Annotated in this window: 20 protein-coding genes and 1 pseudogene; 2 read left to right on the forward strand and 19 right to left on the reverse strand. The window is 70.6% G+C overall.

Translation table 11 applies throughout. The features are described 5' to 3' along the window. Nucleotides 1–145 precede the first annotated feature (145 nt). The 14 genes from CR470_RS08140 to CR470_RS08210 form a co-directional block, all read right to left on the reverse strand. Nucleotides 146–814 (reverse strand): hypothetical protein, encoded by a 669-nt coding sequence (locus CR470_RS08140; RefSeq protein ID WP_179892181.1) that lies wholly within the window; start codon nucleotides 812–814, stop codon nucleotides 146–148. After that, nucleotides 811–1,104 (reverse strand): hypothetical protein, encoded by a 294-nt coding sequence (locus CR470_RS08145; RefSeq protein ID WP_143663788.1) that lies wholly within the window; start codon nucleotides 1,102–1,104, stop codon nucleotides 811–813. Before CR470_RS08145 ends, CR470_RS08140 begins: the two co-directional genes overlap by 4 nt. 85 nt (nucleotides 1,105–1,189) lie before the next feature. Continuing rightward, nucleotides 1,190–1,873 carry a hypothetical protein gene (locus CR470_RS08150; RefSeq protein ID WP_143663789.1) on the reverse strand — a complete coding sequence of 228 codons (684 nt, stop codon included), beginning with the start codon at nucleotides 1,871–1,873 and terminating at the stop codon, nucleotides 1,190–1,192. Between the two features lie 32 nt (nucleotides 1,874–1,905). Next, nucleotides 1,906–4,257, reverse strand: coding sequence for a DUF6571 family protein (locus CR470_RS08155; protein ID WP_097866891.1), 2,352 nt, complete (start codon nucleotides 4,255–4,257; stop codon nucleotides 1,906–1,908). A gap of 19 nt (nucleotides 4,258–4,276) precedes the next feature. Beyond that, entirely contained in the window at nucleotides 4,277–4,699 is a 423-nt protein-coding gene (locus tag CR470_RS08160) for a hypothetical protein (protein WP_097866892.1), read from the reverse strand. 363 nt (nucleotides 4,700–5,062) lie between these two features. Next, nucleotides 5,063–7,414 (reverse strand): xanthine dehydrogenase family protein molybdopterin-binding subunit, encoded by a 2,352-nt coding sequence (locus CR470_RS08170; RefSeq protein ID WP_179892182.1) that lies wholly within the window; start codon nucleotides 7,412–7,414, stop codon nucleotides 5,063–5,065. 58 nt (nucleotides 7,415–7,472) lie between these two features. Continuing rightward, nucleotides 7,473–9,188 carry a 2Fe-2S iron-sulfur cluster-binding protein gene (locus tag CR470_RS08175; RefSeq protein ID WP_097866893.1) on the reverse strand — a complete coding sequence of 572 codons (1,716 nt, stop codon included), beginning with the start codon at nucleotides 9,186–9,188 and terminating at the stop codon, nucleotides 7,473–7,475. Continuing rightward, a complete protein-coding gene (locus tag CR470_RS08180; protein WP_179892183.1) occupies nucleotides 9,185–10,081 on the reverse strand; it encodes an FAD binding domain-containing protein in 897 nt (298 codons plus the stop codon). The genes CR470_RS08175 and CR470_RS08180 overlap by 4 nt, the downstream gene beginning before the upstream one ends. A gap of 334 nt (nucleotides 10,082–10,415) precedes the next feature. Continuing rightward, nucleotides 10,416–12,077, reverse strand: a complete 1,662-nt coding sequence (locus CR470_RS08185) for a beta-N-acetylhexosaminidase (protein ID WP_097866894.1) — start codon at nucleotides 12,075–12,077, stop codon at nucleotides 10,416–10,418. Nucleotides 12,078–12,081: 4 nt separating this feature from the next. Further along, nucleotides 12,082–12,915, reverse strand: a complete 834-nt coding sequence (locus CR470_RS08190; RefSeq protein WP_097866907.1) for a carbohydrate ABC transporter permease — start codon at nucleotides 12,913–12,915, stop codon at nucleotides 12,082–12,084. 131 nt (nucleotides 12,916–13,046) lie between these two features. Beyond that, nucleotides 13,047–14,027, reverse strand: a complete 981-nt coding sequence (locus tag CR470_RS08195; protein WP_097866895.1) for a carbohydrate ABC transporter permease — start codon at nucleotides 14,025–14,027, stop codon at nucleotides 13,047–13,049. A 2-nt stretch (nucleotides 14,028–14,029) separates the two neighbouring features. Further along, nucleotides 14,030–15,334: an extracellular solute-binding protein gene (locus CR470_RS08200; RefSeq protein WP_097866896.1), complete on the reverse strand. Its 1,305-nt coding sequence runs from the start codon at nucleotides 15,332–15,334 to the stop codon at nucleotides 14,030–14,032. A gap of 239 nt (nucleotides 15,335–15,573) precedes the next feature. After that, the gene (locus tag CR470_RS08205; protein ID WP_006124925.1) at nucleotides 15,574–15,870 is read right to left on the reverse strand and encodes a DUF3039 domain-containing protein; all 297 of its coding nucleotides are present in this window, start codon (nucleotides 15,868–15,870) and stop codon (nucleotides 15,574–15,576) included. 121 nt (nucleotides 15,871–15,991) lie between these two features. Beyond that, nucleotides 15,992–16,552, reverse strand: a complete 561-nt coding sequence (locus tag CR470_RS08210) for a YqgE/AlgH family protein (protein WP_097866897.1) — start codon at nucleotides 16,550–16,552, stop codon at nucleotides 15,992–15,994. Nucleotides 16,553–16,839: 287 nt separating this feature from the next. Between CR470_RS08210 and murA the strand changes: the two genes are divergently transcribed. Further along, nucleotides 16,840–18,180, forward strand: a complete 1,341-nt coding sequence (murA, locus tag CR470_RS08215) for a UDP-N-acetylglucosamine 1-carboxyvinyltransferase (protein ID WP_097866898.1) — start codon at nucleotides 16,840–16,842, stop codon at nucleotides 18,178–18,180. A gap of 129 nt (nucleotides 18,181–18,309) precedes the next feature. On the opposite strand, the pseudogene CR470_RS08220 reads toward murA, so the two are convergent. Continuing rightward, a pseudogene (locus CR470_RS08220) lies at nucleotides 18,310–19,140 on the reverse strand (AraC family transcriptional regulator). 49 nt (nucleotides 19,141–19,189) lie between these two features. Between CR470_RS08220 and CR470_RS08225 the strand changes: the two are divergent. Then, on the forward strand, nucleotides 19,190–19,663 hold the full coding sequence (locus CR470_RS08225; protein ID WP_097866899.1) for a DUF2000 domain-containing protein: 474 nt from the start codon (nucleotides 19,190–19,192) through the stop codon (nucleotides 19,661–19,663). 137 nt (nucleotides 19,664–19,800) lie between these two features. Here the strand turns inward: CR470_RS08225 and CR470_RS08230 are convergent, their stop codons facing one another. From CR470_RS08230 to CR470_RS08245, 4 genes are all read right to left on the reverse strand, one after another. Continuing rightward, on the reverse strand, nucleotides 19,801–20,082 hold the full coding sequence (locus tag CR470_RS08230; RefSeq protein ID WP_003968811.1) for an HU family DNA-binding protein: 282 nt from the start codon (nucleotides 20,080–20,082) through the stop codon (nucleotides 19,801–19,803). A gap of 376 nt (nucleotides 20,083–20,458) precedes the next feature. Continuing rightward, a complete protein-coding gene (locus tag CR470_RS08235) occupies nucleotides 20,459–21,895 on the reverse strand; it encodes an NAD-dependent malic enzyme (RefSeq protein ID WP_097866900.1) in 1,437 nt (478 codons plus the stop codon). A gap of 456 nt (nucleotides 21,896–22,351) precedes the next feature. Beyond that, entirely contained in the window at nucleotides 22,352–24,733 is a 2,382-nt protein-coding gene (locus tag CR470_RS08240) for a HelD family protein (protein ID WP_097866901.1), read from the reverse strand. Nucleotides 24,734–24,891: 158 nt separating this feature from the next. Further along, nucleotides 24,892–25,115: CGNR zinc finger domain-containing protein (locus CR470_RS08245; protein ID WP_143663790.1), on the reverse strand; the 224-nt coding region annotated here is incomplete at its 5' end.

A 25,115-nucleotide genomic window follows, 5' to 3' on the forward strand; every position in this document is an offset into this window, starting at 1 on the left:
GGGGGTGCCGGAGTGAGGCCCGAACTAGCCATGAATTGCCGGGGAAGGGCTTATTCCTCCCCGGTCGCAGACCGTTACCGAGGGGCGGACAGAGCTGCGGCGACCGCCGACCGAACGCGGCCGCACGCAGCTGCGCGTCACCGGGTCACACGGGGTCCAGTGACGGCCGGGCCTCCAGCCCGCCGTTGTTCTCGCAGCCCAGCTCCTTCGCCATGGCCAGCGAGATGGAGTGGGCGACCGTCGCGTAGGCGTCCTTCAGCTTCTCCGGGTCGCCTTCGGGTTCCTTGGGCGACCAGCGCTCCACGCCGATCCTGACCTGAGCCGGCGTGGAGCCGGGCAGTATCGCGGACCGGCAGGCGAACTGGACAACAGCGGAGTCCGAAGCCGTCAGGGTTCGCTCTCCCATCGGGAGCACCGTGAACTTCGGAGCAGGTTCACCCTCCGGCGGGCCGCCGGCCAGCTCCCAGGTGACCTCCAGCCGATCGCTCTGGACGGCGTTGATCGCGAACACCTGGCAGATGTCCCCGGCATCGGCGGCAGGGGAGGCGAACGCCTCACTCAACGACCTGGCGGCGCGTGCGACGGTGGATCCCTCGGCCGGCGCCGCGAACCGCGAGGACCCCGTGATCACCTTCAGCGCCTTGCCCGCCTCGGCCGAGACCGCTTCGCCGCCGCACAGTTCGATCGCCCCGGTGGACTGATCCTGCGTCGCGCCGGCCTTCCAGTCGCCCGAGCAACTGATCGCGCCTGCCGCCAGGGACACCGCGATGACCACGCCGACGAGGCCGCGGCTGGGCCTCCCCCGCCCGTTCACGCCGCCGCAGGCAGTGCGGCGGGAATGACAGGGGGCCTCACGCAATCCATCTCCTCCACGACCGACCGGGCGAATGCACTGAGCAGATCCCACCGGAGCTCCGTTCCCAGACTCTGCCCCATCACATCGAACTGAAGCGGCAGATCGGACGGCTGGGAGGCGATGGTGCCTGGTACGGCGCATGCCGCGAGCAACCGCATTTGGGCCGGGCCGGGTTCCGGTTGCACGTACACCGATTCGTTCGCCCTACGCCAGGTGCGGCTGTTCTCCGGGCTGTCCAGCATCTCCATGGTGAGAACGGCCGCCTCCACGTTCTTGGCACCGAGCAACGACTCGCGATGCCCGTCGACCGGCGCGCCTTACGCAGCATCGTCATCAGGAGTCGGACTCTGCCCGGCGGCCGAGCGGTGGGAGCTCTTGCAAACCCTGGTCCAGCTCTTCGGGGAGACCCGCGTCATTCTCACATTCCAACTTCTCGGCCACCGCCAACGCTGCGGAGTGCAGAACGGCGAGGTTGTTCATCAAGTTCTCCAGGGCGTCACCTCGGTCGTGGGCGTTGCTAAGCCCTCCGTAGATTCGCGCCGGACGGTTCTTCGAGCCGTCGAGCCGCGGACTGACACATTCGAAATAGATGCCCGCCGAGCGGGTGTTGGCCAGCGCCTCCTTACCCAACGAGAACCGTCGCTCCCCTTCAGTGCTCCCTGGGTAATTAACGTCATGCGGAGCGTATATGTGGAAGGCCAAGGCTGTGTCTTCCCGACTGCCGCTTCCCTTCGCGTCCAACTCGCAGAGCTCTCCCCCTGGCGCCCAATTACGACCGGAGGCGTACCCCTTCTCGATATTCTCGATCAGCCGGTCCATGCCACCGCCCGCTCGCCGTTCGAAGGATGGCGCGCCCGCCACGGCCTCCACCGTCTTCTCCAGGCCACCCGCGAAAACTCCCTCGCACACCTCCGCTGCTTTCACGTACGGCGACTGAGGCTCCGGATCCGATGCGCATGCGGTAGCGCAGAGAGCCGCGACGAGACCAGCGACCAGCGTCTTTCCGTTCCGGTTCACACTCATACCTTTCGCTGCTGCCCAGGGCAGCCTCAGCCCGTCTCCGGATCTGCACCCTGCTGATTCTCTCGGTCGTTTCCGACCCCGTAGCCCAGGAGCATCGCTTGCTTCAGGTCCTCTCGAAGAGAGGAATCACTTTCGGTCGCATGGAGTGCGAGGAAATCCTCCATCGGAGCCTCCGCCATGGCTTCACCGTACCGATAGATCCTGTCCCATTCCTCTCTGGTCCCCTCCTCCGCCTTCTCCTTGCTCCTTTCGACCGAGCCGTCCGAGAAATCCCCGACGACCTGACCGATGACCTGCTCAGCAGCACCGCTGGCCGTATCGGTCGCCAAGGGAATCAGTACGGCGGCAGCACCCACCGCAGCTGTCACCGGCAGAAACGCGACACCGGCGGCGACTCCCGCCGTCGCACCGAACTCGACCCAGCCCGCACGCTTGGCCACAGCCTTCTCGTAGTCCTCATGCGTCTTCATTCGATCCGCCTGGACCTGGTCAGCCCTGGACTGATCGAGCATGCCCTGCACCTCGGCACCGGCCCGAACGGTCGCACGTGCGGCACCCGAGTCGATTCCATCGGCACCCACGTGCGTCTCCAGAACGCTTCTGATGTACGCCTGCTCCGCCGTGGCGACAGTCGCGTAGGCGTCCGGATGCTGGCCGAGAGCGCTGAGGAAGTCGCGAGCGATGTACCGACCGTCCTCCCTGATATCACCGAAGGGGATGTGCCCCGGCTCTACCTCCCCCTTTTCATTCTCGGGCGGGGCGAAGGAGCTGTCCTGATTCCCCTTATCCAAAGCCCAGTTGATGTCGTCGATGTATCCCGCACCCATGATGCCCAAGCTGTCCGCCAAGCCCTCCTGGTGTTTGAGCAAGCCTGCGTCCGACCCGTACTTCTCCATGACCTTCTGCATGACCGCCGCGTTGTCGTCGTCCCGCTTCACGCTCGCGTCCGGTTCACCCGCCGGGTATCCCAGAGTTGCCGCTTCCAGCGCACGCCCCAACGCGTCCGGCATGTGCTGGCGAGTCGCGTCCGTCGCACCCGGACTGTCAGCGCCGGTGTCCGGGAACGACTTCCACTTCTCGTCCCCGAAGAAGTCAAGGTACGAATTCTCCTCCCCGTCATCGCCCTTGCCAAGAGGTTCCGAGTCCTTCTTATCGACCGTGCCATCGTCGTTGTACGCGGTCGGGCTGTCGGTAAAGAACTTCTTCGCGGCATCCGGGCTGTTCCCCAGAGCCTCAAGCATGGACGTGACTGGATCGAATCCGGACCCACTCTTCCCCGAAGGATTGAACGGGTTCCCCGCGTAAGCATTCGTCTGGTTGGTACCCGCGAAAGTGTTGGGGTTCTTCTGATGCAGCTGAGCGACATGCTCCGCAATAGGATTGAGGAACTTGGCATCATAGTTCCCGTACCGCATGATGCCACCCAGTAGCTGGTAGCCGTACACCCCGCCGTAGTCGTTCCTGGCCAGCGGGATGCGTTCGGTTCCGAGCTTGCGCAAGTCCGGCCCCCACTCCGCCGAGAACGCCTTGTCGTTCGAGGCTGTGGCGAGATTCAGACCGAGGTTACGCTGAAGCGCTTGGACGTCCGCCAGTCGCTCCTTGTCGACCTTTCCGTACTCGTGCGTGTCCGTGGAGAGCTGACCGAAGAAGGCCAGCGACTTCTCAGGGCCGAGGCTTTCGTAGAAGGCCTTCGCGAACTCCGCCGACCTGCCGTTTTCGCGCAGCAGTTCGTTCAGCGCCCGGAGTTCGGCGGGCGTGAGGTCCCGGCCCTTGGCTGCCAGGGCGACCGCGCGGGCCGCCTCTTCCTGGTCGAACTTCGCGTACTTCGGGGCACTGAAGTCCTTGCGGTCGGTGACGTTGGCCTCAAGGGAGTTCTTGAAGGTCACATCGGTGTCGTTGCAGTTGTCGACAATGAGGTCGATCCTGTTCTGCCATGACTCGACGTTCTTCTTCTCCTGCTGGAGGAGCTGGGTGAAGTCGGGCTCGTGCCGCGCCGCGTTGTTCTCGGACAACGGAGAACGCGCCGCGACCCTGCCCCTGCCGTCCACCCGGATTCCGGCCGCCGGCCCTTCGTGTTCCCGGATGTGGATGAGGTCGTCCCTGGCCTTCTTGAAGGCCGTATACCCCTCTTCGAGCAGTGCCTTCACGCCCTTGGCTTCGGTTGCGGCGTCCGTGAACTCCTTGGCGGTTTTGCCGACGAACGCCTTGGTGACCCCCGCGTTGAGGCCCTCCCAGTTCGCCTTGTATGCCTTCGCCTTCATTCCGTCGGAGGCCTGATCGGCGAGCTTTTCCAGATTTGCCGCCATCTCCGACCAGTCGTCGGCCGCGGCCTTCAGTTTCCCCAGCGGGGCTTCGATGATGTCCTCGTAACTCAGCATGTGCGTTCTCCCCCGAGCCCTACTTCAAGTATTCCGACAGCTTGGAAACCGCCGTCAGATCCCCGCCGATCTTCACGTCGTCCTTCGCGTGCTGCGCCTTGGTGTAATCGAGGTGATTCGAGATGTGCGCGCAGGAATCCAGCAGCGTCTTGAGATGGGTCTGCCAGCGGTCGTGCACCTTGAGCACCGCCGAACCGCTCGCGAAGTTGCCGTTGGTGAGCGCGACCGCCGCGTCGAAGGTGGCCGGACGGGCGTGGTCACCGTCCTTCGACAGCTTCGTCCTCAGCTCGTAGGCGTCCTTGCCTATAGCGCCGAGGTCATCCCGGCTCACCACCAGGTCGGGTGCACCGCCGCCACTCTCGGCCGGAGCGCCGTTGAGCTGCATGGTGCTTCGCTCTGCCGCTGCCGCGCGCAGTTCGGCCCATTCCTTCTCGAACGTCATGTATTCCCCCGGGACTTGCTGTGCGGACAGCCTTCGCTGCAACCGTACGGTCGCGGGCACAGGGCGGACGAGAGGGATCTGAGCCTTTCCCGGGCACAAATTCAGCGAAAGCCGTGGGGTGCGCGTAGGTCCGTCGTCGTCTTCTTCTTCGTCATAGCCGCGGCGTTTCTCGTCGTCGCCCTGATCGGCCCCTACCGCTTGTACCGGCGGGCCCGGCCGCAGCCGTCCGATGCCGCTCTCGCGGTGGGGCGGTTCGCCGCGTTCAGGGCCGCCCGGGGCTTTCCCTTCGGGGGCGTACGACCTCTCCGCCACCGTCGACGACGGCCCTGCTGAGCCGGGACCGCCGCCGCTGCCGACTGCGGGTCAGCCCTTGGGCGTCGCCACCGCCGCCTGCGGCCGGATGGGCAGGCGGTTCACCGGGCGGCCCGTCGCCGAGCGGACCGCCGAGGCGACCGCCGCCGGGGCGGTGACGACCGGGACGGCCGAGGCCGGCTTCGCGCCGAAGGGGGCCACCACGTCACGTTCCTCGATCAGTTTCACGATGCGGATGTCCGGGGCGTCCAGCGAGGTCGGGAGCGCGTAGCCGGTCAGGTCGGGGTGGCGGATCAGGCCGCGGGCGGTGCGGAGGTTCTCCGTGAGGGCGGCGCCGATGCCCTGGGTGATGCCCGCCTCGATGCGGATCGCCAGCTGGGCCGGGTTCAGGACGCGGCCGACGTCCTGGGCGACCGCCATCTCCACCACGCGGACGGAGCCGAGCTCGATGTCGACGTCGACCACCGCCCGTACCGCGCAGAACGCGAGGCCGACGAACGCGTCGCCCTGGCCGGACTCGTCCAGCGGTTCCGTGGGGTGGGGGCGGCACTGGGCGGTGGCCCAGAGTTCCTTGCCGTCCAGCTCCTCGGTGACCGTCGTGGACAGCACTCCGTCGTACGAGGTGATCTTGCCGTCGGCGATCTGGAGCAGCTCCGTGGACATGCCGAACTTGTGGGCCAGCGGCTGGAGGAGCTGGGTGCGGACCATCTTCGCCGCGCGCTCCACCGCCCCGCCCGACACCCAGGTGTGGCGGCCGTGCGTCGCCGGGCCCGCCGGGGGCTGGTCGGTGTCGACGGCGGCCACATGGACCTCTTCGATACCCAGGGTCTCCTGGACGATCTGGCGGGCCAGCGTGGTGAAGCCCTGGCCCGTCTCCACCGCCGCGCAGATCACCGTGGCCACACCGTCGTGGACCCGGACCGTGGCCGTGGAGACCTCGTCCGTGCCCTCGGCGCCGAGCATGTGGACCATGCCCAGGCCGTAGCCCACGCCCCGGCGCACCGCCCCGGGCTCCCCCGCGCCCTCGGGACCGCCCGGCAGCAGCCAGTCGTCCTCCGGGGCGTCCTTGGGGAGAGCGGGGAGGGGGTAGTCGCGGACGGCCTGGAGCAGTTCGGCCACGGGGGCCGGGCAGGTCACCGTCTGGCCCGTGGGCAGGATGTCGCCCGTGGAGAGGGTGTTGCGCAGGCGCAGCTCGGCCGGGTCGATGCCCAGCTTGGCGGCCAGCTTGTCCATCTGACCCTCGTACGCCGCGCAGACCTGCATCGCGCCCTCGCCGCGCACATGGCCCGAGGGCGGGTTGTTCGTCCGGACCGCCCAGCCCTCGATGAAGGCGTGCGGGACGACGTACGGGCCGCAGGCGAAGGCCACGGCGGCGGCCAGCGACTCCGAGGAGGCGTCGGCATACGCGCCCGCGTCCAGGAGGATCTGTGCCTCCACCTTGACCAGCCGGCCCTCCGCGTCCGCGTGGTGGCGGTAGCGCAGGAGCGTGGGGTGGCGGTGGGTGTGGCCGAGGAAGGACTCCTCGCGGCTCGCGGCCAGCTTCACCGGGCAGCCGGTGCGCAGCGCGAGCAGCCCCAGCGGGATCTGGAACCCCGGGTCCTCGCGGTCGCCGGTCGCGCCCGGCACCCCGGTCACGACGACCTTGACCCGGTCCGGTTCCAGGCCGAAGCAGGCGGCGATCAGGTCGCGGTCGGTGTGCGGGTCGGTGGAGGCGGTGTAGATCTCCACGCCGCCGTCCGGGCGGGGCACGGCGAGGCCGGCCTCCGCTCCGATCGGGGCCGGGTCCTGGCGGCCGATGCGGTACAGGCCCTCGACGACGACGTCGCCCGTCGCCTCCGCGTCGCCGTAGCGCAGCGGGATGTGCCGGATCAGGTTGCCGTCGGGGTGCAGGGGCTCGGCCGCGAACGCCTTCTCCGGGTCCGTGACCGGCTCCAGCACCTCGTACCGTACGGCGATGGCGGCGGCGGCCAGCCGCGCGGTGTCCGGGTGGTCGGCGGCGACCGCGGCGATCGCCTCGCCGTGGTGGCGGACCAGGTCGGAGGCGAAGACGGGGCGGTCCACGACGTGGCGGCCGTAGTTGCTGTCCCCCGGCACGTCCTCGTGCGTGACGACCGCCCGCACCCCGGGCATCTCCTCGGCCCCCGAGGTGTCGATGGACAGGATCCGCGCGTGCGGGTGCGGGGAGCGCAGCACCGCCGCCCACAGCAGGCCCTCGGCCCAGAGGTCCGCGGCGTACGGGAAGGTGCCCTCGGTCTTCGCACGGGCGTCGGCGGCCGGCAGCGAGGCGCCGAGGCCCAGCAGGGGCTGCGCCTCGTCGGGGCCGGAACCCGCGCCCGGTCCGCCGCCCATGGCGTCGATCCTGGGCAGGCTGGTGCTGGTCGCGTTGGCCGCGTCGCCGCTCACGCCGCCTCCTTGTCGTTCGCGTGGTGCTGCTGTCGTACGGCGGGGCCGCGGGCGTGCCTCACAGCGCCTCTCCCTCGTGCGGGTGGGGCCCCTGCTGCACGCCGCCGGCGCCGGGCTCGGCCTGGTGCGGGATGCGGGCCTCGTCCTGGGCCACCGTGGCCGCCTCGGCGCTCGCCTCGCGGGCCGCGACGACGTCAGCTACCGCGTCGAGCACGCCCCGGTAGCCGGAACAGCGGCAGAGGTTGCCACAGAGTGCCTGGCGGGTCTCCAGCTCGCTGGGGGCGTGGTTGCCCTCCAGCAGGTCGTGGACGGTCATCGCCATGCCGGGGATGCAGAAGCCGCACTGGACGGCTCCGCAGGCGGACAGGGCCCGCTGGACGTCGGACGGTTCGCCGTCGACGGCGAGGCCCTCGACCGTACGCACCTCGCTGCCCGCCGCCGTGGCCGCGGGGACCAGGCAGGAGGCGACCAGCCGGCCGTCGACCTGGACGTTGCAGGCGCCGCACTCACCCTGCGAGCAGCCGTCCTTGGCCCCGGCCAGACCGAGGCGCTCGCGGAGCACGTAGAGCAGGGACTCGCCGATCCAGGCGTCGGCGACCGGGCGGTCCACGCCGTTCACATGGAGCAGGTAGGACGCGGACGGGTGCTGACTCGGTGCGTCGAGGAGGACGGGGGCGGGGGCGCCTTCCGCTTCCGCTTCCGGAGTCGGGTCCGTTTCCGGGGCCGCGCCCGGTGCCACGTTCACGTCGGCCTCGGGAGCGGGTGCCGCGTCGGGTGCCGTCCCGGCTTCCTCGGCGGCGGGGTCGTCGATGTCGGCGGTGGTGGCGGGGGTGGCGGAGGTCTCCCCGCCCGCCGGCTGAGCTGTCTGTTCTGCCGGTTCGCCCGTCGCCGGTTCGTCCGTCGCCGGTTCGTCCGTCTCCGGTTCCGTTTCCGGGGTCTGCTCCGCCACGGGTACGGGGTCGGCCGCCGGTTCCGGTTCCGGTTCCGGTTCCGGGGTGGCCCAGGGAGCGGGCGCACCGCCGGGCAGCGTCGCCGGGCGCGTGCTGTCCGCGTACCACTGCGGCGTGTGCGCCGAGGCCAGGAACTCGCCCGATTCGTCCGGGAGATCCCCGTCTGCCACCGGGATCGTCCACTGGCCGGTATGGCCGGCGTGGTTGGTGTGGTCGGCGTGGTTGGTGTGGTCGGCGTGGTTGGTGTGGTCGGTATGACCGGTGTGGTCGGCAGGAACGTCGTGGCCTGCCCGGTCCGGGTGGTCGAAGTGCCCGGCCTCCGGAAGCGTCCCCGCCCCCGGGCCCGCGGTCGCCTCCGGAGCCGTCGACGCCTCCGGAACCGCCGCCGTCCCGAAGGCCTCGGTGAAGTTCCACTGGGCCGTGGAGTGCGACGTGTCCTGGTAGGGGCCCTGGTATCCGCCCTGCCCGCCCTGCTGGTTCGGGTCCGGCCAGTGGACCGCGCCGGGCTGCTGGGCGGCGGCCTCCTGGGCGCGCTGCTCGGCCTGTGCCTGCTGGGTCTGCGTCTGGAGCACCCAGCTGCCCGTCGCCGCCGGGTCCAGACCCGCGGCCGGGGTCAACGGCAGGATCATCGGCGGGACGTACCCCTGGCCGGGCGCGGCCAGCGGGATGTTCGCCAGGTCCTCCGGCGGGAGGTGGACGAACGCGGTGGCGTCGGCGTCGTACCCGTCGCCCTGCGGCGTCGGCTCCCAGCCGCCGTAGCGGGGGTCCGGGCCCTCGGAGTGGCCCTGCCGCCCCTGCTGGTCGGGGAATTCCTCATTGCTCACGACAGTGCCCTCCCCAGCGCGCGTCGGGCGAGCGCGGCGACGGTGCGCCGCAGGTGCAGTACGGCCGGGGACAGCGGCGGGGCCTCTGTTCCGTCGTCCGGTGGTGCGTGGTCCGGGATGCAGGCCGCGGCGACGTACTCGCCGAAGGCGGCCAGAGCGTCGGGGGCCAGGCCCCGCTCGCCGTCCCAGTCGATCAGCGAGGCGATCCAGCGTTCCGCCTCCAGCGGGCGCAGCGGCATCGGGGCGATGGCGCCGACCGCGCAGCGCACACCGCGGCGGGCCGGGTCCAGGACGATGGCGACCGAGGCGGTGGCGCGGCCCGGGCCGGTGCGGCCGGTGGCCTTCAGGAACACCTGCGGAGCGTGCAGCAGCGGTACGCGGACGAAGCCGATCAGCTCCGCGGGCTCCAGCAGTTCACGGCCGGCCAGCAGGTGGGAGACGGGGATCTCGCGGCGGGCGCCACCGGGGCCCGCGATGACCAGCTCGGCCTCCAGCGCGGCCAGCACCGGCAGGGCGTCGCCGGTGGGCGCGGAGGTGACGATGTTGCCGCCGAGCGTGCCGGCGTTGCGGATCTGCGGCGGTCCCGCGGCGCGGGCGGAGGCGGCGAGGGCCGGGATCAGGGCGGCGAAGTCGGGGCGCCCCATGCGGGCGTGGGTGAGTCCGGCGCCGAGGAGGGCGTGGCCGTCCTGGTAGTGCCAGCCGCGCAGCTCGCTGATCCGGCCGAGGCCGACCAGGCCCGAGGGGCGCAGAAGCCCCTTGTTGACGGCGGCCATCAGGTCCGTGCCGCCCGCGACCGGAACGGCCGCGGGCATGGCGCCGAGTGCCGCCACGGCCTCGTCCAACGAGGCCGGCAGCGTCACCGACTGCATCGTCTGCGGTGCGTGCGTGGTCAACCCAGCTGCCCCTTCCCGGTCTCCCGGCTGTCCCGCCTGTTCCGCCGTACGGTACGTGTTCACAGCCCGGACGTGGCAACTCTGGCACATCTTCCGATCGGACCGTCGCGAGGGTCCACGAAGGGTGGATCCGTCCCTGACCTGCTGGATGTTCCGGTTTCGCCCTTCTTCGGCAGGGAGGGTGAATTGCCACTCTTCAGCGAGGCTTGTACGACTTATGCGGTTCGCGGCCTCGCTCCGGCGCGTGCCGGCAGTGCTGTTGGCCCCGGACGCGCGCCGGCCGCGGCGGTCCCGGAGGACGGCCGCGGCCGGGCGGGGCGGTGCGGTGCGGGGGTCACACCACGGGCGGTACTCCGTCGAGCGGGCGGCCGAGGATGCCGGGGCGCTGCTGCCGGGGGTACGGGCCGCCCGGCGGGCGGTAGTCCACGCCGAGGGCGTCGAGCCGGGCGTAGTGGGCCGTCATCCGGGCGTCGAAGGCGGCGAAGTCCCGGTCGGCCGGGGCGGGCAGGGCGGACCAGGCGACCTCGGCGAAGGCGGCGAGGCGCGGGAAGACCTGGTAGTCGACGCGGGCCCGGTTCTGCATGACCTCGGTCCAGACGTTGGCCTGGGTGCCCAGGATGTGACGGGCCGCCTCCTCGCTCAGGCCCGGCGGGACGGGATCGAAGCGGTAGACGTCCTCCAGGCTCCGGACGTATCCGATGGGCATCGGCTCGTCGGGGCCGCCGTCCTGACGGTGGTCCAGATACACCTGCTGCTCGGGGCACATGACGACGTCGTGCCCGGCCTCGGCGGCCGCGATGCCGCCGCCGTAACCGCGCCAGGAGGAGACCGCGGCCCCTTCGGCGAGGCCTCCTTCGAGGATCTCGTCCCAGCCGATGAGGCGGCGGCCCCGCTCGGCGAGCCAGGCGTCGAAGTGCCGGATGAACCAGGACTGGAGCCCGTCCTCGTCCTGCACGCCGAGTTCGGCGATCCGGGCCTGGGCGAGCGGCGACTGCTTCCACTGGTCCTTGGGGCACTCGTCGCCGCCCATGTGGACGAAGGGCGAGGTCGCGGCGGGGAAGAGTTCCAGGACCTCCTCCAGGACGCCCTCGAAGAAGCGCAGGGTGTCGTCGGTGGGGGCGAGTACGTTCGGATTGACGCCCCAGGTGTCCCAGACGGAGAGGGCGGTGGTGTCGATGACGTCGGTGTTGCCCAGCTCGGGGTAGGCGCTGATGGCCGCCTGCGAGTGGCCCGGGATGTCGATCTCGGGGACGACCCGGATATGCCGCTCGGCGGCGTAGGCGACGATCTCGCGGATGTCGTCCTGGGTGTAGAAGCCGCCGTAGGGGGTCTCGTCCCACAGTTCGGAGGCCCGGTGGCCGTATTTGGTGCGCGAGCGCCAGGAGCCGACCTCGGTCAGGCGCGGGTAGCGCTTGATCTCGATGCGCCAGCCCTGGTCGTCGGTGAGGTGGAAGTGGAAGACGTTCAGCTTGTGGGCGGCCAGCAGGTCCAGGTAGCGCAGGACGTCGTCCTTGGGCAGGAAGTGCCGCGAGACGTCGAGCATCATGCCGCGCCAGCCGAAGCGGGGTTCGTCCTCGACGACGACCGCCGGGACCTCCCAGGCGCGGTCCGCGGCGAGGGGCGCCCTCCGGAAGGCGTCCGGGCCGAGGAGCTGACGGAGGGTCTGCGCGCCTCGGAAGACGCCCGCCGCACTGCCGCCCGTGAGGCGTACGGCATCGGTCTCGACGGCGAGGCGATAGGCCTCGGGGGCCAGTTCCCCGTCGAGGGCGAGCACGATGCCGCGGTCGCCCGTGCCCTCCGCGAGCGACAGTCCGGTGGCCGCGCCGAGCGTGGTGCGCAGCCAGCGGGCGACGTCCTCCGTGCCCGGTGCGGCGGTCAGCGGGGTCTCCGGGCCCAGCGGGTACGGCCGCCCGGAAGGGGCCGTCGTCAGGGTGCGCGGAGCCGGGATCAGACCGAGAGCCGCGGTGTCCACGGTGTCCGTGTTCTCGGGTGTCATGACATCAGTCCTTTACCGCTCCGCCCAGTCCGGAGACGAGGCGTCGCTGTACGAGTACGAAGAAGACCAGTACGGGAATGGTCATCACCGTCGAGGCTGCCATGATCCCTCCCCAGTCGTTCTCGTCCGGTTTGAAGAAGACCAGCAGCGCCATGGGCAGCGTCGACTGGGAGGTGTCGCTGATGATGAACGACTTCGCGAACAGGAAGTCGTTCCAGGTGGTGATGGAGGAGAAGACACTGGTCGCCACGAGGCCCGGGAAGACCAGCGGGAAGAGGATCTGCCACAGGAAGCGGGTGCGGCTGGCCCCGTCGATGTAGGCGGCCTCCTCCAGGGCTTCGGGGACGGCCTTGACGAAGCCGCGCAGCATCCAGATGGCGAACGGCAGCGAGAAGGCGAGGTGCGGCAGGATCAGCGAGCCGAGCGTGTTCAGCTGGCCGAAGTCCCGCATCAGGAAGAACAGCGGGATGGTCAGCGCCTCGACCGGCACCATCTGCGCGACCAGGAACATGATCAGCAGCGTGGTGCGGAACTTGAAGCGGAAGCGGGTCACCGCGGTGGCGGCGAGGAAGGCGATCAGCGCGGAGAGGATGACGACCGTGCCCGCCACCAGCAGGCTGTTCAGGAAGTAGCGCCCGAAGTCCTGCTGTTCGAAGACCCGGCGGAACGAGTCGAGCGAAGGGGCGAGCGTCCAGGGGCGAGCGTCGGTGGACTGGATCTCCCCGGCCGGTTTGAAGGCGGAGAGCACCATCCAGTAGAGGGGGAAGGCGACCGCGACGGCGATCAGCAGGGCGGCGGCCTCCGCGGCCAGCCTGCCGGGCCGTTTGACGCGCAGCATCTGGGCGATGCCGCCGCCGCGCGTGCCGCCGCGCACGGGACGGTCGGGTACGGGGCGGTCGGGTACGGCAGGTCCGGGTACGGCAGGTCCGGGGACGGCAGGTTCGGGGACGGCACGGTCGGTGGTCGCGCTCACAGTTCTTCTCCCTGGCGCCTCACCAGGCGCAGATAGACCAGCGTGACGGCCAGCAGGATCACCAGCATCACGACGCCGATCGCGGATCCGAGGCTGTACTGCGAGGACGCGAACGCCTTCTGGTACGCGTACACGTTGAGCACCAGGTTCTGGCCGGCGATGCCACCGCCGTTGGTCATGACGTAGATCTGCGTGAAGACCTTGAAGTCCCAGATGATCGACTGGATGGTGACGACGATCAGGATGGGCTTGAGCATCGGCGCCATGATGGTGCGCCAGATCCGCCACTGGGACGCACCGTCCAGCGAGGCGGCCTCCAACACCTCGGTCGGGATGGCCCGGATGCCCGCGTACACGGTGACCATCACGAACGGGAACGAGCACCACAGGACTTCGAGGAGCACCAGGGCGAAGGCGCTGTAGCGCCCGTACGTCCAGGAGAAGTCGCCGAGGCCCAGCACCTTGTTGACCGGTCCGAAGTCGGGGTCGAAGAGGAAGACCCAGACGGTGGAGCCGGTGATCGCGGGGGTGGCCCAGGCGCCGAGCGCGGCCATCATCAGCGCGAGCCGGGGCAGGGCGCGGATGCGGGTGAGCATGACGGCCAGGGCGCAGCCGACGAACAGGGTGGACACCACGCAGGCCGCGGCGAAGACCACGGTGGCGAGGAGGACCTGCCAGAACTGGCTGTCGTTGAAGAGGGTGGCGTAGTTGCCGAAGCCCTGGAAGGTGGTGGGTTCGCCGCCGCTGACCTGGGCCTGGGTGTACTCCAGGAACGAGATCAGGCCGAGCTGGTAGATCGGGTAGACCAGCAGCCCGGCGAGCAGGACGAGCGCCGGCAGGAGGTAGAGCCACGGGGTCCAGCCGGAGCGGTTCGCGGGCGAGACGGACCGGCCGCGCCGGGGCGGGCGGGCGGCCGGGGAGCCGCCGCCCTTCCCGGCCGCGGGCGGCGCCTTGAGCGAGGTGGTGTGCGTGGTCATCGTCAGCCCGCGTCGGTGAAGGCGGCGTCCATCTTCTTCGCCGCGTCGTCCGAGGCCCGGGCCACGTCCTTACGGCCGGAGACGATCTCCTGGAACATCGTCGGCAGGATCAGCGAGGCGTCGATCTGGCCCCAGGCGGGCGAGGCGGGGACGAACTTGGCCCCCGCGCCCAGGGTCTGGACGAACGGGGCGACGAAGGGCTCCTTCTTCGCGGCGTTGTCCAGGACGTCGGAGTAGGTGGGCAGGAAGCCCATCGCGTCGAACATCGCGGCCTGGGTCTTCTTGCCGCTGAGCGACTTCATCAGGTCGACGGCGAGGGTGCGGTGCGAACTGCTCTTGAGGATGCCGAGGTTGTTGCCTCCCGCGAAGGCGGGGGCGATGGAGTTCTCGGCGACGCCGGGCAGCGGGACGACGGCGTACTTGCCCTTGACCGCACCGGCCTCGACGGCCGCGTGGCTGAAGTCGCCGCCGATGGCCATGGCGGCCTTGCCGGAGGCGAAGGCGGTCACGGTGGCATTGCCGCCCATGGAGGCGCACTTGGCGGCCGGGCAGTTGTCGTCGCCGAAGAGGGAGGTGTAGGCCTCGATGCCCTTGCGGGACTTCTCGCTGTTGATGCCCGACTTGTACGTCCCGCCGCTCTCGCCCGCGAGTTCGCCGCCGTTGGCCCAGATGAAGGGCATCGCGCCGTAGGTGTACGCGCCGCCGACCGCGAGACCGTAGAGGTCGGGCTTCGCCTTGCGGATCTTCTTCGCGGTGGAGATCAGTTCGGCCTGCGACTTGGGAGCCTCGATGCCGAGGTCCTCGAAGACGTCGGTGCGGTAGTAGAGGGCCCGGACGCCGACGAAGAAGGGCGCGCCGTAGACCTTGCCGCCGACGGTGACGGACTGCTTGGCGATCGGGTCGGTGTCCTTGGCCTCGTCCCAGGCGCCGAACTCCTCGGTGATGTCCGCGAGTCCGCCGTCCTTGACGTATCCGGCGGTGTCGGAGTTGCCGTACTCGATGAGGTCCGGGGCGCTCTTGGGGTCGTTGAAAGCGGCCTTGATCCGCTGCGCGCGGGTGTCGACCGGTATGTACTCGACCTCGACCTTCGCGCCCTCGTGGGCCTTCTCGAACTCGGCGACGGCCGTGTCGACGACCTTCTCCTTGGGCTTGTTGCCGACCTCCTGGAAGAGCCAGACACGGAGCGTGCCGCTCTTCTCGTCACCCTTCGCACTGGTGTCGGAGGTCTGCGGCGCGCAGGCGGTGGCGGTGAGGCCGGCCAGCACAAGCGCCGCAGCCGGGGCGGCAATTCGGGCAGAAAGCTTCATCCGGAACCCCTACCGGTCATGCGTTGCATCATGTGCAACGTGCGTTTCGTTCTGCACAACTGGCAGGAGAGTAGATCCGCGTTCCGGCGACGACAAGTGGTCTCGACCACTCTGTGACCAGCGGATGCAGCCCGTGCAACGCGACCACCCGGTCACCCGGGGTGACCGGGCATGCGGAAGGCCCCCGGGGCGCGCGGTGTCGCACGCCCCGGGGGCCTGACAGCAAGCGAGGTCCGGACCTACTTCTTGTCCTTGCCGCCGCCCTTGCCCTTGTCCTTGTCGCCGCCGGCGCCCATGGACTCGTAGATCTCCTTGCACATGGGGCAGACCGGGTACTTCTTGGGGTCGCGCCCCGGCACCCAGACCTTCCCGCACAGCGCGACCACGGGAGTGCCCTCCAGGGCACTCGCCATGATCTTGTCCTTCTGGACGTAATGGGCGTAGCGCTCGTGGTCGCCGTCGCCCCTCGACACCTGCGGCGTCGGCTCGACGAGGGTCCCCGTACCTGCCCCGCGATCGGGCTCAAGAGTGCTCATAACCGCCAAGGGTACTGAAAGAGACGGCCTCCGGTTGAGGGAAGGGCCACCCTCGGTCGGGCGAAGGTTCGTCCCCCAGGTGAACGACGGGGCGCCCCTCGGCCGAGCGACGGTTCGTCGCTCAGTTGAGCGAAGGGTCGTCCGGATACGTGGCGATCATCGCCAGCTCGCTGCGCTGGCGGCGGAGCACCGCGCGCCAGAGCCGTTCCGGGCGCGGGGAGGAGACGTCGCCGGGCTCCGACTCGACCACGTACCACCTGCCCTCGTTCAGCTCGCCCTCCAGCTGACCGGGGCCCCAGCCCGCGTATCCGGCGAAGATCCGCAGCGAACCGAGGGCGGGGCCCAGCAGCTCGGGCGGGGTCTCCAGGTCGACCAGGCCGATCGCCCCGTGCACCCGCCGCCAGCCGAGCGGTCCCTCGTCGCCGGGGATCACCGCCACGCCGAGCGCGGAGTCGAGCGAGACCGGGCCGCCCTGGAAGACGACGTCCGGCTCGCCGGTCAGACCGGCCCAGGACGCGAGGATGTCGCCGACGCCGACCGGGGTCGGGCGGTTGAGGACCACGCCGAGGGAGCCCTCCTCGTCGTGGTCGAGGAGCAGCACCACCGCCCGGTCGAAATTCGGGTCCGTGAGGGCGGGTGCGGCCACGAGCAGCCGCCCTGTGAGCGAGGACACCTCCGTCATGGCAGGAATGATCCCGCATCTTCACCCTTCACGGGGGCCGAGTGGCCGTGATGCCGCCCTCAGGAGAGCGAGCGCAGCTCAGGGCGCACGGAGGCATGGGGAGCGCACCGTCGGGCGGGCGCGCGGTGGGCCATCCGGACGGTAACCCTCCGCAAGATCGGATGCGCGGAGGGTGCTGTGGCGGATTCATGACGTTCGTACACCCCCCTTCGCCTTACGGAAGGGGGGTAGGAGGCCATTACCCTTTTCGTTGGCCCCCTGCCCGACCACTCCGGAACGCGAGATACATGACCGGCACAGACGATGTCCTGCTTGTCCACGGCGGAACCCCGCTGGAGGGCGAGATCCGCGTCCGAGGCGCCAAGAACCTGGTGCCGAAGGCCATGGTCGCCGCGCTGCTCGGCAGCGGGCCCAGCCGCCTCCGCAATGTTCCCGACATCCGTGACGTACGGGTGGTCCGGGGGCTCCTCCAGCTCCACGGCGTGACCGTCCGGCCCGGCGACGAGCCGGGCGAACTGATCCTCGACCCCTCGCACGTCGAGTCGGCGAACGTCGCCGACATCGATGCCCACGCGGGCTCGTCGCGCATCCCGATCCTGTTCTGCGGCCCGTTGCTGCACCGCCTCGGCCACGCCTTCATCCCGGGCCTGGGCGGCTGCGACATCGGCGGCCGGCCGATCGACTTCCACTTCGAGGTGCTGCGCCAGTTCGGCGCGACCATCGAGAAGCGGGCTGACGGCCAGTACCTGGAGGCCCCGCAGCGGCTGCGCGGCACCAAGATCCGGCTGCCGTACCCGTCGGTGGGCTCCACCGAGCAGGTGCTGCTCACCGCCGTCCTCGCCGAGGGCGTCACCGAGCTGTCCAACGCGGCCGTCGAGCCGGAGATCGAGGACCTCATCTGCGTACTGCAGAAGATGGGCGCGATCATCTCCGTGGACACCGACCGGACCATCCGGATCACCGGTGTCGACAAGCTCGACGGATACACCCACCGGGCGATCCCGGACCGCCTGGAGGCGGCTTCCTGGGCGTCGGCGGCGCTGGCGACCGAAGGCAACATCTATGTGCGCGGCGCCCAGCAGCGCTCGATGATGACCTTCCTGAACACCTTCCGCCGGGTCGGCGGGGCCTTCGAGATCGACGACGAGGGCATCCGGTTCTGGCACCCGGGCGGCGCGCTGAACGCCATCGCGCTGGAGACGGACGTGCACCCCGGCTTCCAGACGGACTGGCAGCAGCCCCTGGTCGTCGCGCTGACGCAGGCCGCGGGTCTGTCGATCGTCCACGAGACGGTGTACGAGTCGCGGCTCGGCTTCACCTCCGCGCTCAACCAGATGGGCGCGCACATCCAGCTGTACCGCGAGTGCCTCGGCGGTTCGGACTGCCGCTTCGGACAGCGCAACTTCCTGCACTCGGCGGTCGTCTCCGGACCGACGAAGCTCCAGGGCGCCGACCTGGTCATCCCGGACCTCCGGGGCGGCTTCTCGTACCTGATCGCGGCGCTGGCGGCGCAGGGCACCTCCCGGGTGCACGGCATCGACCTGATCAACCGCGGTTATGAGAACTTCATGGAGAAGCTGGAGAAGCTCGGCGCGAAGGTCGAACTGCCGGGCGGTTCGCTCGTCTGACCGTCCCCGTGCGCCGTGAAGGCCGCACAGTGCTGCCGCACACAGCACTGCGCACACCGCGCGGTTCCCGCGTGAGCGGCCCGCCGCCCCGGTTCCGGACTCGGAGCCGGGGCGGCGTGCTGTCGGGCGTCAGAAAGGCACCTGAAGGCCTTGTGGGCGGGCATGACGGGCATAGCGACCCGGGGTGGTGCCGACGATCCGCCTGAAGTGCCGGGTGAGGTGGGACTGGTCGTGGAAGCCGACGGCGGCTCACGCCTCGCCGGGCGGCATCCCGTCGAGCAGCAGCCGCCGGGCCCGGTCGACGCGGCGGGACGTCACGTACTGGTGCGGCGCGTTGGCGTAGGCCGCGCTGAAGGCCCGTACGAGATGGGCGGGGTGCGCGTGGACCAGCCGGGCGGCCTCGGCCAGGGTGACGCCCTCGCACAGCCGTTCGTCGAGGAGCTCGCGCAGATCCCGTGCCACGCCCCGGCCGGGCGCCCGGCCCGCCGGGAGGTCCCCGGGGCGCAGGTGCCCCCGCAGCCGCTCGCCGATGAACGCCAGGCGGCTCTCCGCCTCGAACGCGTCGCCCGGGTCGGCGAGGGCGGTGTGCAGCCGGCCGACCCGGGTGCGCAGCAGCGGGTCGGCCAGGGCCGGTGTGTCCACGGCGGGCCCGACGAGGCCCGCGTCGAGCTGTGTCATGTCCAGATAGAGCACCCGCTTGCGGAAGCCGTCGGCGGTCGCGGGAGAGCCGTTGTGCGGGACCCCCGGCGGCAGCAGACTCACCGTGCCGTCCGGAGTGCCGCGCTCGTGGCGGTCCAGGTCGTAACGGACGGCGCCGTCGTCGACGATCAGGAGCGTCCAGGCGTCGTGGACGTGCATGGGGTAGGCGTGCCCGGTGAAGCGGGCGTGGAAGACCTCCACGACACCGGCGACGGCCGGACGCCAGGCCGCGACGTCATGAATCCCCTGCCGTGGCACCACGCTAAGAACGTACAAGACCCCGCCCGGGCCCACCGGTCAGTCTCGATCCATGAGAACCACGACGACGCCATCCCTCACGACCGCGGCGGCCCCGGCGGCCGGCGGGGCCCCTGTCCGCTTCGACACGAAGGTCGCGGTACTGCTCCGTGACGACCTGGAGTCCTGGCAGCGCCTGAACGTGACCGCCTTTCTGGTCAGCGGCCTGGGGACGGCGGTGCCCGAAGTGATCGGCGAGCCCTACGAGGACGCCGACTCCACCGCGTACCTGCCGATGCTCCGGCAGCCCGTACTGGTCTTCGAGGGGGCGAAGGAGACCCTGACCGCCGCGCACGCCAGGGCGCTGTCCCGGTCGCTGGCGACGGCCGTGTTCACCGCTGACCTGTTCGGCACGGGGAACGACCGGGACAACCGGGGGGCCGTACGGGCGGTGGGGCGTGACGCGCTCGATCTGGTGGGTCTCGCCGTGTACGGGCCGCGCAACGCCGTGGTCAAGGTCCTCAAGGGCGCGCGGATGCATCCCTGAGCCCTCCGCGCCCCCGGGAGCCCCCGCGATGCCCCGGGCACGGTACGGGGGCTCCTGCGGGGCGCATGTGCCTCCGGCATGCGCGAGGGCGGCCGCTCCCGGTCGGGAGCGGCCGCCCTCTGTTACGCCGTTGAGGGTTACTTGCCCTTGGCGGCTTCCTTGAGCTTCGAGCCCGCGGAGACCTTCACGCTGTAGCCGGCGGGGATGTTGATCGGGTCGCCGGTCTGCGGGTTGCGAGCGGTGCGAGCGGCACGGTGGGTGCGCTCGAAGGTCAGGAAGCCGGGGATGGTGACCTTCTCGTCGCCCTTGGCGACAATCTCACCGACGGTCTCGGCGAGCGCGGCCAGCACGGCGTCGGCGTCCTTGCGAGTCACCTCGGCGCGGTCGGCCAGGGCGGCCACCAGCTCACTGCGGTTCATGTTGTTACTCCCGTGTTCTTCTTGCCTGTGAGGCGTGAGATCGAAGCCGATGCTGCCAGGGCCCTCTGACAGTCCCCGGACCCGGGTCTGATGTCAGACCCTCTCGCCCGATTACGCATCCTGCCCCCACCAGCGGCGGGAAAGCCAATCCGGAACCCTTCGGGGTCAATGAGAAGCGCCACGGTTTGCTCGTGGTGACGCTCCGTCGACTTGGCCGAGCGGTCCGCAGCGGATGCCGGGCCCCGCAGGGCCCACTGCCCGCCCACCCTAAAGGGGCGTTTGGGGCGCCGCGACCCGCGACGCGCCGTACGGCACGGGCGGGTGCGGCCCGGGGTGTCCTGCGGCTGCCCCGTGAGGGACCCCCGAAACGGTGGGGTCAGACCGATGTGGAGGGGGCTGCTCCGGTGCCCGCGGCGGCCTTCGCGGCGGCCCGGACGGCTCCGGCGACCGCGCCCGCCACCTTGTCGTTGAAGACCGAGGGGATGATGTAGTTCGCGTTGACCTCGTCCTCGGCGACCACGTCGGCGAGCGCGCCGGCCGCGGCGAGCATCATCTCCGTGTTGACGGTGCGGGACTGAGCGTCCAGCAGGCCGCGGAAAACACCCGGGAAGACCAGCACGTTGTTGATCTGGTTGGGGAAGTCCGAGCGGCCGGTGGCGACGACCGCCGCCGTCCGACGGGCGATCGCGGGATCGACCTCGGGGTCCGGGTTCGCGAGCGCGAACACGATCGCACCGTCCGCCATCGCGGCGACGTCCTCGCCGTTCAGCACGTTCGGGGCGGAGACGCCGATGAAGACGTCGGCGCCGACGACGGCCTCCTTGAGGGTGCCGGTGACGCCCTCCGGGTTGGTGTTGTCGGCGATCCAGCGCAGCGGGGAGTCGGGGTCGGCCGCGACCAGGTCCTCGCGTCCGGCGTGCACCACACCATGGATGTCGGCGACGACGGCGTGCTTGACGCCGGCGGCGATGAGCAGCTTCAGGATGGCCGTACCGGCCGCTCCGGCACCGGACATGACGACCCGTACGTCCCCGATGTTCTTGCCCACCACGCGCAGGGCGTTGGTGAGGGCGGCCAGCACGACGATCGCGGTGCCGTGCTGGTCGTCGTGGAAGACGGGGATGTCGAGGGCCTCGCGCAGCCGGGCCTCGATCTCGAAGCAGCGCGGCGCGGAGATGTCCTCCAGGTTGATGCCCGCGAAGCCGGGGGCGATGGCCTTGACGATCGCGACGATCTCGTCGGTGTCCTGGGTGTCCAGGCAGATCGGCCAGGCGTCGATGCCCGCGAAGCGCTTGAAGAGGGCCGCCTTGCCCTCCATGACGGGCAGTGAGGCCATCGGGCCGATGTTGCCGAGGCCGAGCACCGCGGAGCCGTCCGTCACAACTGCGACGGAGTTGCGCTTGATGGTGAGGCGGCGCGCGTCCTCGGGGTTCTCGGCGATCGCCATGCAGACCCGGGCGACGCCGGGGGTGTAGATCATCGACAGGTCGTCACGGTTGCGGATGGGGTGCTTGGACGCCATCTCGATCTTGCCGCCGAGGTGCATGAGGAACGTACGGTCGGAGACCTTGCCCAGCGTGACACCCTCGATGCCGCGCAGACCTTCGACGATCTCGTCCGCGTGCGAGGTGGAGGTGGCGGCGATGGTGACGTCGATCCGCAGCATCTCGTGGCCCGAGGCGGTGACGTCGAGGCCGGTGACCGAGCCACCGGAGGACTCCACGGCCGTGGTGAGCTGAGAGACCGCGGTGCCGCTCGCGGGCACCTCCAGCCGGACCGTCATCGAGTACGAGACGCTGGGCGCCGTTGCCATGGCCGAGTCCTTCGCTTTCCTTAGCTTCATTGCCGCATGTCCGGAACCCTCGCCCCGGAGACGCTTCCCGATCGTCGCACCTACTGGCTGGTAGCCGGTAATGACTGCCGCCTTTCGGAAAGTAGTTTCCACCATACGAGAAACTACCCGTTCGGCGGAACCCCCAACGTGGCGCGAACCGGCCGGGCGGCCCATGAAGCACGGAACAGAGCCCGTGAAACGGGAGCAGAGCCCGTGAAAACAAGAACAGACCCGCGCCACCAGCAGGTGACGCGGGTCTGTCTTCTTCGTCCAGGTGGCACCGACCCGCCATGCTCGCCTCGCGGCAAGTGGTCGCTCGAAGCGACGAAGGTTGGGCCCGGGGGCTTGGATCGAGCCGGTGCCAGTACCAAGGTAACAAAGACCCCCGAGAAGTGATTCCCGCGCGCCGGGTTGACTCGCCGAGCCCTTTCGGCGTCAGTCCCTCAGCAGGTCCGGCACCCCGTCCTCGTCCGGCATGTCCCGCTCTCCCGAGACCACCGTGAGCTGCTGCGTCGCCCGGGTCAGCGCCACGTACAGCACCCGCAGGCCGGCCGGGGACTCGTCCGCGATCTCCGCGGGCGAGACGACCACCGTGGCGTCGTACTCCAGCCCCTTGGCCTCCAGGCTGCCCAGCGCCACCACCCGCTCCCCCAGTTCCGCGAGCCACTCGCGGGCCTGGGCGCGCCGGTTCATCGCGACGACCACGCCGACCGTGCCGTCCACCTCCGCGAGCAGCCGGGCGGCCTCCTCGCGGACCGTGGCGGCCAGGTCCCCTTCGCGCACCGGCTCGAAGCGGGGCACCACCCCGGTCGAGCGGACCGCGGCCGGGGACTCCATCCCGGGCATCGCCAGCGCCAGCACCTTCGCGGCCAGCTCCGCGATCTCCGCGGGGTTGCGGTAGTTGACGGTGAGGGTGAAGCGGCGGCGGGGCCGGGAGCCGAGCGCCTCGTCCCGGGCCGCGCCCGCCTCGTCCGGGTCGGACCAGGAGGACTGGGCCGGGTCGCCGACGATCGTCCAGGTGGCGTGCCGGCCCCGGCGGCCGACCATGCGCCACTGCATCGGTGTGAGGTCCTGCGCCTCGTCGACGATGACGTGGGCGTACTCGGTGCGCTCCGCCGCGAGCCGCTCGGCCCGCTCCCACTGGGTCTCCTCGCGCTGCGGCATCAGCTCCTCCAGACCGGTGAGCTGGTCCAGCGGGTCCGCCTCGCGCTTGCGCCGGGGCTTGTTCGGGGTGCCCAGCAGCGCCTGGAGCTCGTCCAGGAGCGCCACGTCGTGGACCGAGAGCGGCCCGTTGCCGTCCGCGTCGAGCCGCTTCAGCGACCGGGCCAGGCGACGCACCTCGCCCTGGTTGAGGATGCGCCGGGACCAGCGCCCCAGGCGCCGTTCGTCGGCCATCGCGGCCAGCACCCGGCGCGGCGTCAGTTCGGGCCACCAGGCGTCGAGGAACTCCAGGAACGGGGTCTCGGTGGAGACGTCCTCGTCGAACGACGAGCGCAGTTCCGCCACCAGCTGGGGGTCGGTGTACCGGCCGCGTCCGGAGGACTTGCTCCACAGGGCGTCCAGCAGCAGCTTGCGGGCGCGCGGGCGCAGCAGGTTGACCGGGGCCGTGCCGCCCAGCGCGTTGTGGCGGATGCGCTGGAGCTCGTCGGCCTCCAGCTCGACCCGGGCCCCGAAGGCGACGACGCGCAGCCGGTTCGGGGTCGCCGCAGCCGCGCCCTGCTCGGGCTCCTCGCCGAAGGAGAGCTGGCCCGCCTCCTCACGTGGCGCCGCGGGCCGGCCCTGCTCCAGCGCGCCCCGGGCGGCCTTGCGCAGCACGTGGAGCATCCGGGAGGAGCCCTTGATCCGGGCCACCGCCGGCTCGTCGTAGGTCGTCGCGCCCTGGAGGCCCGCCGCGTCGTCGGAGAGCGAGCCGACCGCGCGGATCGCGACCTGGCCCTCCTCGCCGAGCGAGGGCAGCACCCCTTCGGTGTACGCGACCAGGAGCGGGGTGGGCGAGACGACCAGGATGCCGCCCGCGTACCGCCGTCGGTCCTGGTAGAGCAGGTACGCCGCCCGGTGCAGGGCGACCGCGGTCTTGCCGGTGCCGGGGCCGCCGGTGACCTCGGTGACGGAGGCGGCGGGGGCCCGGATGACCAGGTCCTGTTCGGCCTGGATGGAGGCGACGATGTCCCGCATGGTGTGGCTGCGGGCCTGGCCGAGCGCCGCCATCAGCGCGCCGTCCCCGATCACCGGCAGCTTCTCGCCGTCCAGGTACGCGGTCAGCTCCGGACGCATCAGGTCGTCCTCGACCCCGAGGACCTTGCGGCCCTTGGAGCGGATGACCCGGCGGCGTACGACGCGGCCCGGCTCCTTCGGGGTGGAGCGGTAGAACGGGGCGGCGGCCGGGGCCCGCCAGTCGATCACCAGCGGCGCGTAGTCGGAGTCCAGGACCCCGATCCGGCCGATGTGGAGCGTCTCCGCGATATCGGCGGTGGCGTCCTCCCGTACGGTGTCGTCGGCCGGCTCGACGGAGGTGTACGCGCCGTCCGGGCCGCGCTCCCCGTCCTTGCCGAGCAGCAGGTCGATCCGTCCGAAGAGGAAGTCCTCGAACTCGCTGTTCAGCCGGTTGAGGTGGATCCCCGCCCGGAACACCTGGGCGTCCCGCTCCGCGAGCGCGCCGGGGGTACCGACCTGGCCGCGCTTGACGGCGTCGTCCATAAGAAATTCCGCCTCGTGGATCTTCTCTTCGAGGCGGTGATAAACACGGTCGAGATGCTCCTGCTCGACACCGATTTCCCGGTCCCGCAGCGATTCGACAGCGGCATCCTGCGCGGCCACCGAGGCCCCCTTCTGACGTGCACTGGGCAGCCGTCAACCCTATAGCGAAGGGGGGCCCGAGCGCACCTGCCGACCGGGGGGCGATCGCGCGTCGTGCCGAACGGGGTGTGACGGGACGTGACGGGGCGTGCCGGGGCGGGGCGGGTGCGGGGCCCGGTTCACTCCCCGCCGGGCGGAGTCTCCTTCGCCGGACCCCGTCCGTCGGCCGCCCCCATGGTCCGGCGCCGGTGCCGGGCGACCCGTTCGCGGTTGCCGCAGACCTCGCCGGAGCACCAGCGCCGCCGCCCGCCGCGCGAGGTGTCCAGGTAGAGCCGGTGGCAGGCCTCGCCCTGGCAGCGGCGCAGGGCCGCCCGCGCGACCGGGTCGGTGAGCAGGTCCACCG

The organism is Streptomyces sp. rh34, from assembly GCF_002551245.1.
GTDB lineage: Bacteria > Actinomycetota > Actinomycetes > Streptomycetales > Streptomycetaceae > Streptomyces.

Bases quoted from the DNA above. Each gene is read 5' to 3' on its own strand.
- CR470_RS08210 (WP_097866897.1), bottom strand. From the start codon at position 16,552: ATGACGGAGGTGTCCTCGCTCACAGGGCGGCTGCTCGTGGCCGCACCC.
- CR470_RS08160 (WP_097866892.1), bottom strand. From the start codon at position 4,699: ATGACGTTCGAGAAGGAATGGGCCGAACTGCGCGCGGCAGCGGCAGAG.
- CR470_RS08190 (WP_097866907.1), bottom strand. From the start codon at position 12,915: ATGCTGCGCGTCAAACGGCCCGGCAGGCTGGCCGCGGAGGCCGCCGCC.
- CR470_RS08235 (WP_097866900.1), bottom strand. From the start codon at position 21,895: ATGGCAACGGCGCCCAGCGTCTCGTACTCGATGACGGTCCGGCTGGAG.
- CR470_RS08225 (WP_097866899.1), top strand. From the start codon at position 19,190: ATGAGAACCACGACGACGCCATCCCTCACGACCGCGGCGGCCCCGGCG.
- CR470_RS08205 (WP_006124925.1), bottom strand. From the start codon at position 15,870: ATGAGCACTCTTGAGCCCGATCGCGGGGCAGGTACGGGGACCCTCGTC.
- CR470_RS08145 (WP_143663788.1), bottom strand. From the start codon at position 1,104: ATGGAGATGCTGGACAGCCCGGAGAACAGCCGCACCTGGCGTAGGGCG.
- CR470_RS08200 (WP_097866896.1), bottom strand. From the start codon at position 15,334: ATGAAGCTTTCTGCCCGAATTGCCGCCCCGGCTGCGGCGCTTGTGCTG.
- murA (WP_097866898.1), top strand. From the start codon at position 16,840: ATGACCGGCACAGACGATGTCCTGCTTGTCCACGGCGGAACCCCGCTG.
- CR470_RS08230 (WP_003968811.1), bottom strand. From the start codon at position 20,082: ATGAACCGCAGTGAGCTGGTGGCCGCCCTGGCCGACCGCGCCGAGGTG.
- CR470_RS08185 (WP_097866894.1), bottom strand. From the start codon at position 12,077: ATGACACCCGAGAACACGGACACCGTGGACACCGCGGCTCTCGGTCTG.
- CR470_RS08155 (WP_097866891.1), bottom strand. From the start codon at position 4,257: ATGCTGAGTTACGAGGACATCATCGAAGCCCCGCTGGGGAAACTGAAG.
- CR470_RS08195 (WP_097866895.1), bottom strand. From the start codon at position 14,027: ATGACCACGCACACCACCTCGCTCAAGGCGCCGCCCGCGGCCGGGAAG.